The sequence below is a fragment of the Acrocarpospora phusangensis genome (assembly GCF_016862995.1).
GTDB lineage: Bacteria > Actinomycetota > Actinomycetes > Streptosporangiales > Streptosporangiaceae > Acrocarpospora > Acrocarpospora phusangensis.
This window is the reverse complement of the sequence record NZ_BOOA01000024.1, coordinates 94891-111219: the sequence shown is the minus strand read 5'-3', so window position 1 is coordinate 111219 and position 16329 is coordinate 94891. Positions and strand designations below refer to the sequence as shown.

13 protein-coding genes and 1 pseudogene are annotated in these 16329 nt (G+C 71.0%); 11 read left to right on the top strand and 3 right to left on the bottom strand.

Annotated features, from left to right (window positions below; translation table 11 throughout):
• Positions 1 to 174: 174 nt before the first annotated feature.
• The 9 genes and pseudogenes from Aph01nite_RS16645 (at position 175) to Aph01nite_RS41495 (ending at position 10330) form a co-directional block, all read left to right on the top strand.
• Complete coding sequence (locus tag Aph01nite_RS16645; protein ID WP_204041796.1) at positions 175 to 978, top strand: DeoR/GlpR family DNA-binding transcription regulator; 804 nt, start codon at positions 175 to 177, stop codon at positions 976 to 978.
• The gene (locus tag Aph01nite_RS16640; RefSeq protein ID WP_204041795.1) at positions 975 to 1907 is read left to right on the top strand and encodes a carbohydrate ABC transporter permease; all 933 of its coding nucleotides are present in this window, start codon (positions 975 to 977) and stop codon (positions 1905 to 1907) included. Before Aph01nite_RS16645 ends, Aph01nite_RS16640 begins: the two co-directional genes overlap by 4 nt.
• Before the next feature lie 12 nt (positions 1908 to 1919).
• Positions 1920 to 2822 carry a carbohydrate ABC transporter permease gene (locus Aph01nite_RS16635; RefSeq protein WP_204041794.1) on the top strand — a complete coding sequence of 301 codons (903 nt, stop codon included), beginning with the start codon at positions 1920 to 1922 and terminating at the stop codon, positions 2820 to 2822.
• 80 nt (positions 2823 to 2902) lie between these two features.
• Positions 2903 to 4237: an ABC transporter substrate-binding protein gene (locus Aph01nite_RS16630; protein ID WP_204041793.1), complete on the top strand. Its 1335-nt coding sequence runs from the start codon at positions 2903 to 2905 to the stop codon at positions 4235 to 4237.
• 53 nt (positions 4238 to 4290) lie between these two features.
• Positions 4291 to 5790, top strand: a complete 1500-nt coding sequence (locus Aph01nite_RS16625; RefSeq protein ID WP_204041792.1) for a glycoside hydrolase family 36 protein — start codon at positions 4291 to 4293, stop codon at positions 5788 to 5790.
• Positions 5791 to 5844: 54 nt separating this feature from the next.
• Complete coding sequence (locus tag Aph01nite_RS16620; RefSeq protein ID WP_204041791.1) at positions 5845 to 7158, top strand: family 4 glycosyl hydrolase; 1314 nt, start codon at positions 5845 to 5847, stop codon at positions 7156 to 7158.
• Positions 7155 to 7973, top strand: a complete 819-nt coding sequence (locus Aph01nite_RS16615; RefSeq protein ID WP_204041790.1) for a DeoR/GlpR family DNA-binding transcription regulator — start codon at positions 7155 to 7157, stop codon at positions 7971 to 7973. The genes Aph01nite_RS16620 and Aph01nite_RS16615 overlap by 4 nt, the downstream gene beginning before the upstream one ends.
• A 227-nt stretch (positions 7974 to 8200) precedes the next feature.
• Positions 8201 to 8932: pseudogene (locus Aph01nite_RS42630) on the top strand (serine/threonine-protein kinase); the annotation flags it as partial.
• A gap of 669 nt (positions 8933 to 9601) precedes the next feature.
• Positions 9602 to 10330 (top strand): WD40 repeat domain-containing protein, encoded by a 729-nt coding sequence (locus tag Aph01nite_RS41495; RefSeq protein ID WP_239161742.1) that lies wholly within the window; start codon positions 9602 to 9604, stop codon positions 10328 to 10330.
• A gap of 12 nt (positions 10331 to 10342) precedes the next feature.
• Here Aph01nite_RS41495 and Aph01nite_RS16605 read toward each other — a convergent pair whose 3' ends face one another.
• Positions 10343 to 11212: an aldo/keto reductase family oxidoreductase gene (locus Aph01nite_RS16605; RefSeq protein ID WP_204041788.1), complete on the bottom strand. Its 870-nt coding sequence runs from the start codon at positions 11210 to 11212 to the stop codon at positions 10343 to 10345.
• A 128-nt stretch (positions 11213 to 11340) separates the two neighbouring features.
• On the opposite strand from Aph01nite_RS16605, the gene Aph01nite_RS16600 reads away from it, so the two are divergent.
• On the top strand, positions 11341 to 11784 hold the full coding sequence (locus tag Aph01nite_RS16600) for a winged helix-turn-helix transcriptional regulator (RefSeq protein WP_204041787.1): 444 nt from the start codon (positions 11341 to 11343) through the stop codon (positions 11782 to 11784).
• A gap of 9 nt (positions 11785 to 11793) precedes the next feature.
• On the opposite strand, the gene Aph01nite_RS16595 is transcribed toward Aph01nite_RS16600, so the two are convergent.
• Both Aph01nite_RS16595 and Aph01nite_RS16590 read right to left on the bottom strand, forming a co-directional pair.
• Complete coding sequence (locus tag Aph01nite_RS16595) at positions 11794 to 12432, bottom strand: maleylpyruvate isomerase N-terminal domain-containing protein (RefSeq protein WP_204041786.1); 639 nt, start codon at positions 12430 to 12432, stop codon at positions 11794 to 11796.
• 37 nt (positions 12433 to 12469) lie between these two features.
• Entirely contained in the window at positions 12470 to 13666 is a 1197-nt protein-coding gene (locus Aph01nite_RS16590; RefSeq protein WP_204041785.1) for an NAD(P)/FAD-dependent oxidoreductase, read from the bottom strand.
• 88 nt (positions 13667 to 13754) lie between these two features.
• On the opposite strand from Aph01nite_RS16590, the gene Aph01nite_RS16585 reads away from it, so the two are divergent.
• Positions 13755 to 16280, top strand: coding sequence for a helix-turn-helix transcriptional regulator (locus Aph01nite_RS16585; RefSeq protein WP_204041784.1), 2526 nt, complete (start codon positions 13755 to 13757; stop codon positions 16278 to 16280).
• The last annotated feature ends 49 nt before the right edge of the window (positions 16281 to 16329 follow it).

Below are 16329 nucleotides of genomic sequence, written 5' to 3'. Positions count from 1 at the left end.
AGCCGTACACAGCCTGCCGCAGGGCCACGCAGCCGCTGGCCCTGCGGCAGCATGCCTTCGCATCGGAAGCACGATATATGCACACAAAGCGATCAGCTTCCCGTTACTCCTTCGTAACGGCAACAACGGACTTTCCTATTGACAAGTAAGCGAAGGTTTTCGAAGATTGCCGACATGTCGAACGTGTTCGAGCCGATTCCCGCGGAAGTGCGGCGGGAGCGGATCCTCGCGATGGTGCTGGAGCAGGAGTTCGTCCGGGTCGCCGACCTCAGCACGGCCTTCGGCATCTCCGACGTCACGGCCCGCGCCGACCTCGACGCCCTGGAGGGGCGCAACATGCTCCGCCGGGTGCGGGGCGGCGCGATGGCGGTCGGCAACCGGCTGCGCGAGGAGCCCTCCTTCGAGGAGGCGCTCAGCACGTCCGCGATCGAGAAGGCGCTGATCGGCGAGGCCGCCGCCGCCCTCGTCAACGACGGCGAGAGCATCACCCTGGACGTCGGCACGACCACCACGTTCATCGCCCGCGCCCTGGCGGCGCGCACCGAACTGGCCGAGGTCGTGGTGTTCACCAACGGGCTCAACATCGCGCTGGAACTGGAGAGCGCCATCCCGCGCCTGACCGTGGTGCTCACCGGCGGCACGCTGCGGCGGCTCCAGCACTCGCTGGTGGACCCGCTGGCCCACCACGTCTTCGACCGGATCAACACCTGCACGGTCTTCCTCGGCTGCAACGGGGTGCACCCGGAGGCGGGCATCACCAATATCAACCTTCCCGAGGCAGAGATGAAACAGCGCATGCTGCGGGCCACCGCGCAACGCATCGTGGTGGCCGACGGCTCCAAGGTCGGCCAGATCCAGCTGGCCGCCGTCGCGCCGATCAGCGAGGTGGACCTGCTGATCACCGGCCCGTCCGCCGACCCGCACGCGCTCGCCGCGCTGCGCGAGCGCGGGCTGCGGATCCAGGTGGTGGGTTCGTGACGCTGACCGTCGGCAGGCCCCGCCCCGCGCGTACGGCGCCGCCGGGCGCACGCCGCGGGAAGCCGGCCGGCGACCCCGTGGTGGCCTGGCTGTTCCTGCTGCCGGCGCTGATCGGGTTCACGGTGTTCTACCTGGCCCCGACGCTCCGCGGCTTCTGGATCAGCCTCACCGATTGGAACCTGCTCTCCGACCCGGAGTTCGTGGGCCTGGACAACTACCGCGCCATGCTGGCCGACGACAAGTTCTGGAACGCCCTGCGCATCACCGCCGAGTACGTGGTGATCAACATCGGCACCCAGACCGTGCTCGCGCTCGCCATCGCGGTGCTGATGGACCGGCTCACCCGGTCCGTGCTGGTCCGCGCGGCCATCGTGGTGCCGTGGCTGGTGCCGAACGTCACGGTGGCGATCGTGACGCTGTTCATGCTCGACCACAACGTGGGCTTCGTGAACCACATCCTGCAGGTGCTCGGATTCGAGCCGCAGTCCTTCTACGGCGACTCCGACCAGGCCATCGCGACGATCGCGCTGGTCAACACCTGGCGCAACATGGGCTACACGGCGCTGCTGTTCTTCGCCGGCATGCAGATGATCCCCCGCAACCTGTACGAGGCGGCGGCGGTGGACGGCGCGGGGGAGTGGACGCTGTTCCGCCGGATCACGCTGCCGCTCCTGCGGCCGGTGACCGTGCTGGTCCTGGTGGTGTCGATCATCGGCTCGTTCCAGATCTTCGACACCGTCGCGGTGACCACGAAGGGCGGCCCGGCCGACGCGACCAGGGTCATCTACTACTACATCTACCAAAAGGCGTTCAACGAGTTCCACATGGGCTATGCGGCGGCGATGGCGGCGACCCTGTTCGTGCTGCTCATCGTGCTGACCGCCACCCAGATGCGGATGCTCCGCGCCTCCAGCTCGGACCTCCGGTAAGGGACGGCGACGATGGCACACCACACCTCCGGCGCGCGCCGCCGGTTCAGGCCCGGCCGGATCCTCGCCTGGACGGCGCTGGCGCTCCTGCTGCTGGTCACGCTCTACCCGTTCGTCTGGATGCTGCGCACCGCGTTCACCGGCAACCGGGCGATCTTCAACGGCGACTACTCGCTCATCCCCGCCGACCCGACGCTGGTCAACTACTCCCGGGTGCTCGGCCACGCCACGGCCGAGGAGTCGATCGCGGCCGGCGGCAGCGGGGCCGAGGTGGACTTCTGGCTCTACCTGCGGAACTCGGTGATCTTCACGCTGGCCGTGGTGGCCGGGCAGGTGGGCTTCAGCGCCACCGCCGCGTACGCCTTCGCCCGGTTGCGGTTCCGCGGCAGGGACACCCTGTTCGCCGTCTTCCTGACCGGGCTGATGGTGCCGCCGATCTTCACGGTGCTGCCCAACTTCGCCCTGGTCCGGGACCTCGGCTGGCTCGACACGTTCCCCGGCCTGCTCGCGCCGTACCTGCTGATGACGCCGTTCGCGATCTTCTTCCTGCGGCAGTTCTTCCTCGGCATCTCGCCCGAGATCGAGGACGCGGCGACCATCGACGGCGCCGGGAAGATCGCCGTGTTCTGGCGGATCATCCTGCCGATGAGCACCGCCCCGCTGGCCACGCTGGCGGTGATCACGGCGGTGTTCTCGTGGAACGAGTACCTGTGGCCGCAACTGGTCGGCAAGGACGAGGGCGTGCGGCTGCTCAACGTGGCGCTGGGCGTGTTCGCGCAGTCCTCGCCGACCTCCTCGCCGGACTGGGCCGGGCTGATGGCCGCGGCCTCGCTCCAGGTGATCCCCGTCCTCCTCCTGCTCATCGTGTTCGGACGCAGACTCGTGAACTCGATCGGGTTCACCGGCATCAAGTAAACCCCCGTCGGATCCCCTGACCGGTGCCGTACGCGGTGCCGGGAGCCGACCATCCCCCGAAACCCAGTGAAGGCAGAACCATGATCAGAAAGCCGATGGCCCTTCTGGCGCTCGCCGTCCTGACCGCCGCCTGCGGCGGCACCGCTCCCGAGACCCCCGCGGCGAAGGAGAAGGTCACCCTCACCTACAGCCTCTGGGACCCCAACCAGCTGCCCGCCTACCAGGAGTGCGCCGACGCGTTCACCGCCTCCTCCGGCATCGAGGTGAAGATCACCCAGCAGGGCTGGGAGGACTACTGGAACGGCATCACCACGTCGCTGGTCTCCGGCACCGCCCCCGACGTGATCACCAACCACGTCGCGTACTATCCCGAGCTGGCCGCCAACAACCAGCTGCTGGACATCGAGCCCTTCGTGGCCAGGGACAAGGTGGACCTGACCCGCTACACCGGCGACCTCGCCTCCCTCTGGGTCCGCGACGGCAAACGGTACGGCCTGCCGCAGGACTGGGACACGATCGCGCTCGTCTACAACGTCAAGGACATCGAGGACGCCGGGATCGACCCGGCCAGCCTCAAGAACCTCACCTGGAATCCCTCCGACGGCGGCACCTTCGGCGAGCTGATCAAGAAGCTCACCGTGGACGCCAACGGCAAGCGCGGCGACGAGGCCGGCTTCGACAAGACCAAGGTCGCCACGTACGGCTGGGGCCTGGAGCAGGGCGGCGGCGTCGTCGGGCAGACCCAGTGGTCCTGGATGCCGCTCTCCATGGGCTTCCAGTACCTGGACAAGAACCCGTTCGGCACCGACTACAAGCTGGACGACCCGCGCCTGGCCGAGGCCATCACCTGGTGGCAGGAGCAGATGAAGGCCGGGTACGTGCTGCCGCGCGAGGAGGCCGGCCGCCTCGGCCTGGAGCCGATGATGCAGACCAACAAGGCGGCCCTGGTCCCGGACGGATCCTGGCGGATCGGCACCTGGGCCGGCAGCACCGAGCAGAAGTTCGCGTTCGCGCCGCTGCCGGCGGGCCCGCAGGGCCGCAAGACCATCATCAACGGCCTCGCCCCGTCCATCACGGCCGGCACCAAGCACCCGGACGAGGCCTGGCAGTGGGTCTCGTTCATCGGCTCGCCCGCCTGCCAGGACCTGGTGGCCAAGCGCGCCGTGGTGTTCCCCGCGATCAAGACCGCGGCCACCACCGCCGCGGAGACGCACCGGGCGAAGGGCGTGGACGTGTCCGCGTTCACCGACATCGCGGCCGACCCCAACAGCCTGTCGTACTACCCGATCACCGGCAGCGCCAACGAGATCAACACCGAGGCACAGGCGGTGATCGACCAGATCCAGGAGCTGAAGGTCGCCCCCGCGGACGCGCTCAAGCAGCTCGACGCCCGCGTGGCCGACATCCTCAAGTAACCCCCGCCGGGCCGGTGCGACCGTACCGGCCCGGCCTCGCGATAAGGACGGCGATGGAGACGATTCTGCAGTTCGGGGGCCACCGGCTGCCCGCGGTGCTCCCCGGGGAGCCGCGTGCCGTGACGGGAGGGCTGATCGTGCCCGCCGGGGATGTCCGCATCCTGCACCCCTTCGGCGCGGTGGACTTCTACCGGCACGGCTGGAACTCCTACAGTCCCACCGCGTGGTGGCCGCTGGGCGGGCCGCCGCTGCGCATTCCCGGGTCCGAGCGCATGCTGACGGCGGACGACATCGACAACGACAGTCCGTACCGGCACGCGGGCAGCGCCGTGGGGGCGCTCGACGCGGGCGACGGGAACGTGCTGCTGCTCGGCGGTCTCGGCCTGGACGTGCCCCGGGTGGAGGCCGACGACCGGCTGCTGGCCGGGCATTCGGAGCATCCGGGCGCGGACTGGTTCCTCGGCTACGGCCCCGAGGAGACCGTTTTCGCCCGGTACGCAGAACTGCTCGGCGAACGGCTCGGCCGCCGTACGACCCGGGCGGGCAACGTGTGGTGCAGCTGGTACTCCTTCTTCGAGGACATCACCGAGCCGCTCATCCACAAGGTCCTGGACGACCTGCGCGGCTACCCGTTCGACGTGGTGCAGCTCGACGACGGCTGGCAGGCCGCGGTCGGCGACTGGGAGGCCGGCGCCGACTTCCCGTCCGGCATGTCGGACATGGCGGTGCGGATCCGGGACCACGGGTTCGTTCCCGGGCTGTGGCTGGCGCCCTTCATCGCGCCGGCGCACTCGCAGATCTTCCAGACCAGGCCGCACCTGTTCCTGCGCGACGCCGCCGGCGACCCCAAACCGGCCGGGTACAACTGGGGCAGCTCCTACTTCGCGCTGGACACCACCCTGCCGGAGGCCCGCGACCACCTCGCGGCCACCTTCGCGCGGGTACGCGACTGGGGTTACCGGTACCTCAAGCTCGACTTCGCGTACGCGGCGGCGCTGTCGGGGGCACGCCACGGCGACGTGCCGCGCGAGCAGGCGTACCGGGAGGCCGTGGAGCTGATCCGCGAGGTCGCCGGCGACGACACCTACCTGCTCGGCAGCGGCGCCCCGATCATCCCGTCGATCGGCGTGCTCGACGGGGTACGGGCGAGCCCGGACGTGGCGCCGTACTGGGACAACAGCGAACGGTCCGACGACTACTCGGGCGCGGGCGCGCGCAACGCGGTCATCGCGTCGCTGCACCGCCTGTGGCTGCGGCCGCTGCTGGAGGTGGACCCGGACCCGGTGTTCTTCCGTACCCGCTACAACCTGCTCGACGACGAGTGCAAGCGGCTGCTCACCGACCTCGCCGCCATCTGCGGGTTCCGCGCCGTCTCCGACCCGATCGCCTGGCTGGACGAGCCGGAACGGCGGGCCCTGGTGGCCTTCCTCACCGGCGACCCGGAGATCAGCAGGCTCGACCGGCTCCGCTTCCTGGTCGACGGGCGCGAAGTCGACTTCGGGCCGTACGTGCGCCCGGCCGGCCGGATCTCGGACCGGCTGCTGGTGAAGTGAACCGAGACGCACCGCTTTCCAAAACGGTAGTCTCCTGCTTTCAGGAGGTTTCGGATGGCAAAGTTGGCCTTCATCGGGGCGGGGAACGTCGAACTGACGCGCAAGATCCTCTCCGACCTGATGTCCAGCCCCGAACTCGCCGGCACGCTGCGGGTCGCCCTGCACGACATCGACCCCGGCCGCCTCGCCACCGCCGAGACGCTGTCCCGGCGGCTGGACGCCGAGACGGGCGCGGGCGCCGTGATCGAGGCCGGCGGCGACCGGGACGCGTGCCTGGCCGGGGCCGACTTCGTGATCTGCCAGATGGACGTCGGCGGGTACGACGCGGCGCTCTCCGACTTCGAGATCCCCAGCCGGTACGGCGTACGCCAGACCGTCGGCGACACCCTCGGCCTCGGCGGCATCTTCCGGGGCCTGCGCGCCATCCCCGTCATGCTCGGCCTGGCCGGGGACATGACCCGGCTGTGCCCGCAGGCGTGGCTGCTCAGCTACACCGACCCGATGGCCACCCTGTGCGGGGCCGTGCTCACCGGCACGCCGCTGCGCCGGGTGGCCGGGCTGTGCCACTCCGTCCGGGACACGCACGCCCTGCTCGCCGACCTGATCGGCCGCGAGCTCGGCGAGATCGACTTCCGCACGGCCGGGATGAACCACCAGGCGTTCGTCCTCCGCTTCGAGAGCGGCGGCCGCTCCCTGTACGAGGACCTCGACCTGGTGATGGACGGCGACCCCGAACTACGCGGCCACGCCAGGGCCGAGATCTACCGGCGTTTCGGCTACTTCCCCACCGAGTCCAGCGAACACGCCGCCGAGTACGTGCCCTGGTTCCTCCCGCACGAGAAGGAGGTCGTCCGGCTCGGCCTGCCGCTCAACGAGAGCCTGCGCCGCCGCGCCAGGAAACTCGACGCGTACGAGCGGCTGCGCGGCGCGCTGGCCTCCGGCGAGCCGGTGCTGGCCCGGTGGAAACACTTCGAGATGGCCTCCGAGGTGATCCACTCCATGCTCACCGGCACGCCGCGCGAGGTCCAGCTCACCCTGCCCAACGACGGGCTGATCGACAACCTGCCGCCGAGCGCGTGCGTCGAGGTGCCCGCCCTCGTGGACGGCGACGGCATCCGGCCGGTGCCGGTCGGGCCGCTGCCCGTGCAGCTCGCGGCGCTCAACCGCACGTTCCTGAATGTGGTAGAGCTGACCATGACAGCGGCCCTCGAGGAACGACGATCGGCGGTGTACCAGGCAGCCATGCTCGACCCCAACACCTCGGCCACCCTTCCATTGGCGGCCATCGAGGCGGTGTGCGACGAACTCATCCAGGCGCACGCGGCCTACCTGCCCGCCGGCCTCACGCACGGCGAGGCGGGCCGATGAGGGACGCCGCTCCGCCGGAGACGTCCGCCACCGACGTCGCGGCCGCGGTCCGGCGCGACCGCATCGCGGCCCTGGTGCAGGAGCACGAGTTCGTCCGGGTCACCGATCTGGCCGAGATCTTCGGCGTGTCCAGCGTGACCATCCGCGGCGACCTCGAACTGCTGGACCGCCAGGGCGTGGTCCGGCGGGTCCGCGGCGGCGCCATGCAGGTCAGGTCCGCGCCGCCGGCCGAGTCGTCGTACGAGGTGGCGCTGGGCGACGCGGCCATCGAGAAGGCCCAGCTGGCCCGGCACGCCGCCGCCCTCGTCAGCGACGGCGAGAGCATCATCATCGACACCGGCACCACCACCACGTTCCTGGCCCGCGCCCTCGTCGCCCGCGCCGACCTCTCCGACCTCGTCGTCTTCACCAACAGCCTGCGCGTCGCCGTGGAACTCGAACCGGCCATCCCCCGCTTCTCCGTCCTCGTCACCGGCGGCACCCTCCGCCCGGTCACCCACTCCCTCGTGGACCCCCTGGGAGCCCCGATGCTGGAGCGCATCCACGCGGACACGGTCTTCCTCGGCTGCCACGGCGTACACCTCGACTCCGGCGTCACCGGCGTCAACCTCCTCGAAGCCGAACTCAAACGCCGCATGATCAACGCCTCCCGCCGCCGGGTAGTCCTGGCCGACTCCGCCAAACTCGGCCGCATCGGCCTGGCCCCCATCTGCGACCTCCCCGAACTAGACCTCCTCATCACCGGCGCCGCCGCACCCCCGGACTTCGTCTCCGCCGCCCGCGACCACGGCACGGCCGTCGACCTGGTGAGCTGACCGGTCGACTCGCGCCTGGTGCGGCGTCGTGGAGGCGACCGGGCGTCCGCTTGGTCCGCGAAATGTCCGATCTTCCATTGAGCGCTCGCGGTTCGATGTCGCGGCTCGTCCCTCATGTCCGCATTGCGTTGGCGCCGGGATGGCCGGCGCTCAGGAGGTCCCTGAGCGGGCGGGGCGTTGCGGTCGTATCGTGTAGATCGCCCGAGTAGGCCGGAGGAGGGAGTGGGATGCCGGAAGTTCGCCCGCTCCGGCTGGGGGATCCTGAGCGGATTGGGGAGTATCGGCTGGTCGGGGTGCTTGGGTCCGGTGGCCAGGGAGTGGTGTATCAGGGGGTTGACGAGGCCGGGCGGGTGGTCGCGGTCAAGTTGCTGCACAGTCAGGTGAGCCGGGATGACGATGCGACCAGGGGGTTTCTGCGCGAGGTGGAGTCGGCGCGGCGGGTGGCCGCGTTCTGTACGGCGGCTGTGCTGGATGTCGGGTTGCTGGGGGAGCAGCCGTACATCGTGAGTGAGTACGTGGCCGGGGATACGCTGCAGGCGGTCGTGCGGTCGGCTGGGCCTCGGGCGGGGAGCGCGCTGGATCGTCTGGCGATATCTACGATGACGGCGCTTGCCGCCATTCACGAAGCCGGGATCGTGCATCGTGATTTCAAGCCGGGCAATGTGCTGGTCGGGCCGGAGGGGCCGATCGTGATCGACTTCGGCATCGCGAAGGCGTTCGATTCGACGACGCTGGCGTCGGGGCCGATCGGGACGCCTGCGTACATGTCGCCGGAGCAGTTCAGGGGTGAGCGCGTCGGGGCCGCGTCCGACATTTTCAGCTGGGCGGGCACGATGGTGTTCGCCGCGACCGGCCGCCAGCCGTTCCCGGGCGATACGGTTCCCGCCCTGATCAACGGCATTCTCAGCACAGCACCGGATCTCTCCGGGGTGCCGCCCCACCTGATGGACGCCATCCAGGCGTGCTTCGCCAAAGACCCTTCGGCCAGACCACCCGCAACCGACCTGCTCCGACAGCTGATCAGACAGGCCGGCCCGATCCCCGACTCGATTGCCGGCCAGGTTCCTGGGCCAGCCGCCGCGCCTGTCCCCAGGCCGAACCAGGGGACGGGTGCGTCGGTGCGGGACGCGGTTACCGCGCCGCCTCCGGTCGGGAAGATCAGTCGGCGGGTCGTGATCGGCGGTGCGGCGGCTGTGGGCGCGGTGGCGATTTCGGCTTTCGCCATCTTTCGGGAGGAGATCTTCGGATCGGGCACCGGCAAGGAGGGCAGTGGATCCTTGACCACGCTTTCTTCCGGATCGCCTGGGATTTCCCCGGCTGCGAACGCCACCTCGACACCGACGCCCACCCCGGTCCCGACTCCGGTTGCGGTGGCTGGGCCTTTCGGTTCGGAGGTCAAAGGGCCTGTCTCACTGACGGATGGAGATGGCGATCCGACGGCTGTCGCCGCCGCCGGGTCCATCGTCGCTTGCGGCACGTCGAAGGGAATCGTGTTCGCGTGGGACGCGGCCACAGCCACGTCGCCGACTCGGCTGGGTGACGGAGGCGGTGCGGTTACCTCGGTGGCGGCCGGCACCAGTGGCGGGACTCCGGTGGTGGTGAGTGGTCACGCTGACGGCAGGATGCGGATGTGGAGCCTGACGGGCGCGGAACTCGCGTCGCGCCGGGCGGGTGATCGCGTCATCGCCGTCTCGGCCGGGGACCGGGTGGTCGCGGTCTCGCAGAAGTACGACAGCCTGCGCGACCTCCACAGCGTCGTACGCCTCTGGGACGTCGCCACCGGCAAGCAGATCGGCGCCACGATCACCGACCACTTCCAGGGCATCCACGGCCTGGCGTTCGGCCGTCTCGGCCAGGAAGACGTGCTCGTCACGGGCGACGGAGCCGAACGTATCCGCCTCTGGAACCTGTCCACGGGCAGGCTGCGGCGTTCGTTCCGTACCGGGAACATCGGCGGCATCGAACTTCTCGCCTGCGGTGAGCTGGACGGCAAGCCCGTCCTCGTCTCCACTCACCTGGACGCCACCCTCCGCGTCCACGACCTGGCCACCGGCAGAAGCCGGAAGAAGTGGACGTTCAGCGACCGGAGCCCCGACGACCGAGGCGCCGCCGCCCTCGCCGCCGGGCACCGCGGCGACCTGCCTGTCGCGGTCGTGGCCCACGCTCCCGCAGGCGGCGACATCACCGTCCGAATCTGGAACCTCGAAAACGGCGAGGTCATCGGCGAACTGGGCTCGGGCCCCGACGGCACGACCGGCGGCGCGCCCTTCGTGACGCTGGCCGAACTCGCCGGTCATGCCGTCGTGGCGGGCGCGACGGAGGACCGTACACTCCGGGCCTGGAGTCTCGGGGGATGAGCGCCCGGAGGCCTAGCCGATCTTGTCGAGTTCGGCGAGTTCCTCGCCGGACAGGGAGAGTCCCGCGCCGGCGACGTTCTCGCGCAGGTGCGCCGTCGATGAGGTGCCGGGAATCAGCAGGATGTTCGGCGACCGGTGGAGCAACCAGGCCAGGGCGACCGACATCGGCGTCGCGCCCAGGCGGGAGGCCACGGCCGAGAGCGCCGAGGACTGGAGTGGGCTGAAGCCGCCGAGCGGGAAGAAGGGCACGTAGGCGATGTCCTTCTCGGCGAGTTCGTCGATCAGCTTGTCGTCGTGGCGGTAGGCGAGGTTGTACATGTTCTGCACGCACACGATCGGCGCGATCGCCTGTGCCTCGGCGACCTGTTCCGCCGTCGCGTTGCTCACGCCCAGGTGCCGGATCAGGCCCTGCCGCTGGAGTTCGACGAGCGTCTCGAAAGGCTCGGCGACCGAGCCGGGCTGGGGTCCCTGGGCGTTGCCGAGCCGGAGGTTGACCAGGTCGAGCACGTCGAGGCCGAGGGCTTCGAGGTTGTCGTGGACGGCGCGGCGCAGGTCTTCGGGCTGCCGGGCCGGGGGCCAGCCGCCCTGCTGGTCGCGGGTCGCGCCGACCTTGGTCACGATGCGCAGCGGTTCGGGGTACGGATGCAGCGCTTCACGGATCAGCTGATTGGTGACGCGCGGCCCGTACGCGTCGCTGGTGTCGATGTGGGTGATTCCGAGCTCGACGGCCTCGCGGAGGACGGCGAGAGCGCTGTCGTGGTCGGCGGGCGGACCCATGACCCCGGGACCGGCGAGCTGCATGGCGCCGTAGCCGAACCGGGTGACGGTCAGGTCGCCCAGGGTCCAGGTGCCGCCGGGTAGCGAAGTGGAGAGCGTGCTCATTCCTCTGTCTTCCCTGTTGAGCCGGGTGGTGTAAAACGGTTCGCTGCATCATTCTGGATAGGTAGCTTCCCGGCAGGAAGTAGGCACCTCGGAGTGCGTAAGGCACCCACGGGTTGGAGGAGCGGTCGATGGCGACGATGACGGCGGCCCAGAAGAGGGCACAGGCCAAGGCGGAATATGACGCTTTCCTGGCGGTGTGTCCTAGCCGCAAGCTGCTCGACCGTATCTCCGACAAATGGGTCGCGCTGATCCTGGCCGCGCTGGGCGGCGGCGGCTCGCATCAGCTGGGCGCCGACTGCGCCGGCGAGCCCCGGGCGATGCGCTATTCGGAGCTGGCCCGTCTGCTGGCCGGCGTCAGCCAGAAGATGCTCACGCAGACGCTGCGCTCCCTGGAGCGCGACGGGCTCATCACCCGCACCGCGACGCCGACCGTGCCCGTTACGGTCTCGTACGAGCTGACCGACCTCGGCCTCTCCCTGCACCAGCTGATGCGCGGCCTCAAGACCTGGGCCGAGACGCACATGGACGACGTGCTCGCCAGCCGCGCGACCTACGACGCCCGCACCGCCTGAGCCAGGGAGTTACAGCGCGGAGATCGTGTCGGGGGCGCGTTCGGCCCGGCTGAGGGCGCGGAGGACGCTGGTCGCGCCGTGGCGGCGGAGGGAGATGCGCGTCAGCAGGTCCACGACGGTTTCGACGGCCTCGGCGGGGAATTCCGGGGTGGGGATGCCCACGCTGCAGGCGAGGTCGTCGGAGTGGATGACCACCTCCAGCAGCCGGCTCGTCACGAAGTCGTCCAGGCTGATCGACCAGTCGCCCCAGGTGGAACGCCGTACCGGACGTGAAGGGGCGGCGGGGAGGACGGCGCGCAGGTCCTGGACGGTCGCCGCGACCTGGGCGGCGAGGGCCGCGGGACCGTCGCTCGCGTCCCGTTCGCCGCTGGTACGGATGAGCTCGTTGAACGGATCGTCGAGATCGGACCCGATCCAGCTGACCCGCGCGTAGTACTCGTGGATCGGGATGACCGGCTCCGCGGGCACGGGTTCTGCGAGCATCTTCGGGATGAAGAAGACCTGCCCGGCCAGGTGGCCGGCGAGGCTCTGGACGCTCATCTTGGGCAGGGCGCTCGGTTCGTGCCAGGAGCCGGCCACCTCGGGCGCGGCGAGCAGGTCGGCCGCGGACGCGGCCGCCGCGAGGTAGAGGTCCCTGTTCCGCGTCATCCCCGAGCCCCCAACATGAAGCGATCTTGCCTGAACCCTACGGGGATGTCCGGGCCAACGTCCAGGCGGCCCGGACGAGAGTCCGCGGGTTGATCAACTCGCCCGCCGGGATGGAACGCATCGCGAACAGATAGACGCGCCGGGCGAGTTCGGGATCACGGAGAGCCGCGCGGGCGATCAGTTTCTCCACGGGGTTCGAGGGCCGGGCCAGCGCGTCCCGACGGCCGTACCGGTCATGGTCGATGACGAAGCCGAGCGCTTTGCGGTAGGCCGCGACGCCGGCTTGGAGGTCTCCGCCGCCGAGCAGGGCGGGAGCCGTCGACTCCACCAGCCACTCGGCGCCCCGGAACGCCCACCCGCAGCCGACGGCCGGCGTGGGGTCGCCGGTGATGGCCGCGTCCCCCACCAGCACCAGTCCCGGCCTCGGAGTGGGTTCGCGTTTCACGCAGGGGTAGTCGTTCGTGCCGATCACCTTGGAGACGCGCTCCGCCGAGGACAGATCCGGCGCATCGGGCAGGGACGCCATGAACCGCTCCAGCGCGCCGGCCCGGTCGGCCTGGAAGTCGTCGAGGCGGGTCTTGGCCGGGAACGCCACCAGCATGTGCAGGTCGTGATCGGTCCGTACGAGAATGCCGACATCCGGGTCGAGGAACCACACGTGGTTCCCGGCCGGCCCGCGTGGGACGACCCCGCGATAGTAGGCCCACAAGCCGAACCGCTCGTTGGGCGCCACGTCCTCGGCGACTCCCGCGAGCCGCGCCACCGGCGACCGGTGCCCGTCCGCGGCGACGACGAGCCGCGCCGGGATCTCCTCGTCCCCCACCCGCACCCCCGTGACCCGCCCGCCCGATTCGAGCAGGCCGGTCACCGCGCGTCCGAGCACGAGATCGACCCCGGGCGTGCCGGCCGCGAGCGTACGCAGCAGGGGGTCCAGCTTCTCCCTGCGCAGGCTGATGCACTCGGGCAGACCGGGCCCGGGCACGGACCACCCGGCCGCCGTCCAGCGCGCGATCCCGCCCACGGCCGCCCCCGCCGCCACCATGGACTCCCACAGGCCCGTACGCCGCAGCATCGGCTGCGCCCCGCCGAGCACGAAATGCCCGCACAGCGCCTTGTGCGTGGAGATGTTGTGATGCTTCTCGATGATCGCGACCCGCAGGCCGGCTCTGCCGTACAGGATCGCGGCCGTGCACCCCGCCACACCGGCGCCCGCGATCACCACGTCGTATGTCATGGCACCACTGTGTGACCACGCGGAAGCGCGCACATCGGTAGTGGATTACTGCATTCTCGGCGTACGGCATGCGCAGTACTGTGCCGCTATGAGCTCCTGGCCACTGGTGGGGCGCGAGCGCGAACTCGATCGCATCGTGGCGGTGATGACCGGACGCGCCGCCCCCGGCCTGGTGGTGACCGGTTCGGCCGGGATCGGCAAGAGCCGCCTGCTCGCCGAGGCCCGGTCGAGGGCCGAGGTCGGCGGGGTCGCGGTGAACTGGGTGTTCGCCACGCCGGGCGGGATCCCGCTGCTGCCCTTCGCGCACCTGCTGCCGCCGCAGGGCGGCGAGCTCACCCGTACGCTGACGGGGGCCGCCGCCCGCATCGCCGGCTCGGGCGCGCTGGTGATCGACGACGCGCACCTGCTGGATCCGGCGTCGGACGCCCTGGCCCGGCATCTCGTCGCGGGCGCCTCGGTTCCGGTCATCCTGGCGGTGCGGGGCGAGGCCGCGGGATGGTGGCGGGACCTGGCGCGGATCGCGCTGGAAGGGCTGACCGAGAGGGACACGGCCGAGTTGCTCTCCGCCGCGCTCGGCGGTCAGGTGGAGTCGGCGCTGCCCGCCCATCTGCTGCGGCTGAGCGGCGGAAACCCGCTCCTGCTCCGTGAGCTGGTGGAGGCCGCGACCCTCACCGAGGTGAACGGCGTCTGGCGGCTCCTCCAGCCGATCTTCGAGGACGCGAACCTGCCGTCCGCCATCGCGGCCCGCCTGGACCGGCTCCCTCCCGCCGTACGGGCGGCGGCCGAGCTGGTCGCCCTGGCGGAACCGGTCGGCGCGGAGCTCCTCGAACGTCTCATCACCCCCGACGTGATCGCGGAACTCGAGTCCGAGCGGCTGCTCACCACCGTCCCCGACCGCCGCCGCCACCTGGTCGCCCTCGTCCACCCCCTGTACGGCGAGGCGTTACGCGCCACCCTTCCGCCGCTGCGGGCCCGAGACCACCGCAGACGACTCGCCGGCGCGGTCGAGGCCGCGGGCGCGCGCCGGCGGCGGGACCGGGTCAGGATCGCGGTGTGGCGGGTCGACGCGGGCGTGGCCGCCGACCCCGCCCTGCTCCGCGGGGCGGCCCGGGAGGCGTCGGAGGCGCTGGACCACGAACTCGCCGGACGCCTGCTGCAGGCCGCGGTCGACGCCGACGGATCCTTCGAGTCGCGGCTGGCGCTCGTCCGCGAACTGCCCTACCTCAGCGAGTCCGCGCGCGCCATCGAACTGGCCAGGGAGATCGAGGCGGACGCGCCGGACGACGCGTCCCGGGCCAGGGTGCTCACGGCGCGGGCGCGCGTCCACCTGATCCGCGGCGAGGTCGGCGAGGCGAGGGACACCCTGGCCTCCGCCGCGCGGACGACGGCAGACCCGCGGGCCAGGCTGCGACTGGAGATCGGCAGAGCCTCCCAGGCGCTCGCCACCGGGCACATCGGCGAGTCGGTGGAACTCGCCGACCGCATCCTGGAACGGCACTCCGCGGACCCCGAGGTGCTGGCCGCGCTCGCCGTCACCCAGGTGCGCGCGCTCGCCTGCGCGGGCCGGACCCGGGACGCCATCGCCCTCGCCCAAGGCGCCCTGGACGGTCTCGACAGCCCGCGCGCGGAGCTCATCCGCATGGCCCTGCTCCAGGCCCTGGCACTCGACGGCCGGATCGCCGACGCGATCGAACTCGGCCGGTCCGCGCTGGACGCGGCGGCGACCGGGACCGCCGCGACGTGGCGTGCCTACTGGGCGCACGATCTCGGGCAGGTGCTGCTGCTCTCCGGCCGTCCGGCCACCGCGCGGCGCTGGCTGCGGGAGGCGCTCGCCGTGATGCCCATCCACGGCATCGTGGCCAGCCCGCAGATGTGGGGCCTGGACGCGCTGAGCGAGGCGGAGTCCGTGCTCGGGGACGCGTACCGGGCGGCGAGGGCCATGGAACGCCTGCGCGCCGCCCTTCCCGGCGGGTACGCGGCCCCACGCCGGAGCGGTTCCGTCTGGGCCCGGTACGCCGACGGCGATCTCACCGCCGCCGTGGACCTGGCGCTCACCCAGGGCGCGGAGCTGGAACGGGTGGGGTCGCTGCTGATGGCGTCCTGGGTGCTGCACGACGCCGCCCGTCTGGGCGCCGCCGCGACGGTCGCCGACGATCTCCGGCGGCTCGCCTCGTCCTGCCAGAGCACGCTGCAAGGGCTCATGGCCAGGAACGCCGCCGCCCTGGCCGAACGGGACGCGGTGGCGCTCGACGACGTCTCCCGGGAGGCCGAGGCGGGCGGCTGCGTGCTGTGGGCCGCCGAGGCTGCGGCCACCGCGAGCCTGATCCACCAGTCCGAAGGCAGACCCGGGTCGGCGATGGCGTCGTCGGCCCGGCTCAAGGAGCTGTCCGCGGGGTGCGAGGGCGCCCGCACGCCCGGCCTCTCCTCACCGCCCGCGCTCCTCACCCGCCGGGAGTACGAGGTGGCCGGCTTCGCCTCCCGTGGGCTGTCCGACCGGGAGATCGCCGAACGCCTGCACTTATCGGTGCGGACCGTGCACAGTCATCTGTATCGCGTCTATCGCAAGCTGAACATCGAGCATCGCAGCCAGCTCCCCGGCACCCTCGCTCCCTGACCCCGTCGAGTGGAAGGTCCTTCCCGATGAAGCTTCCTCGCCCAGGAGT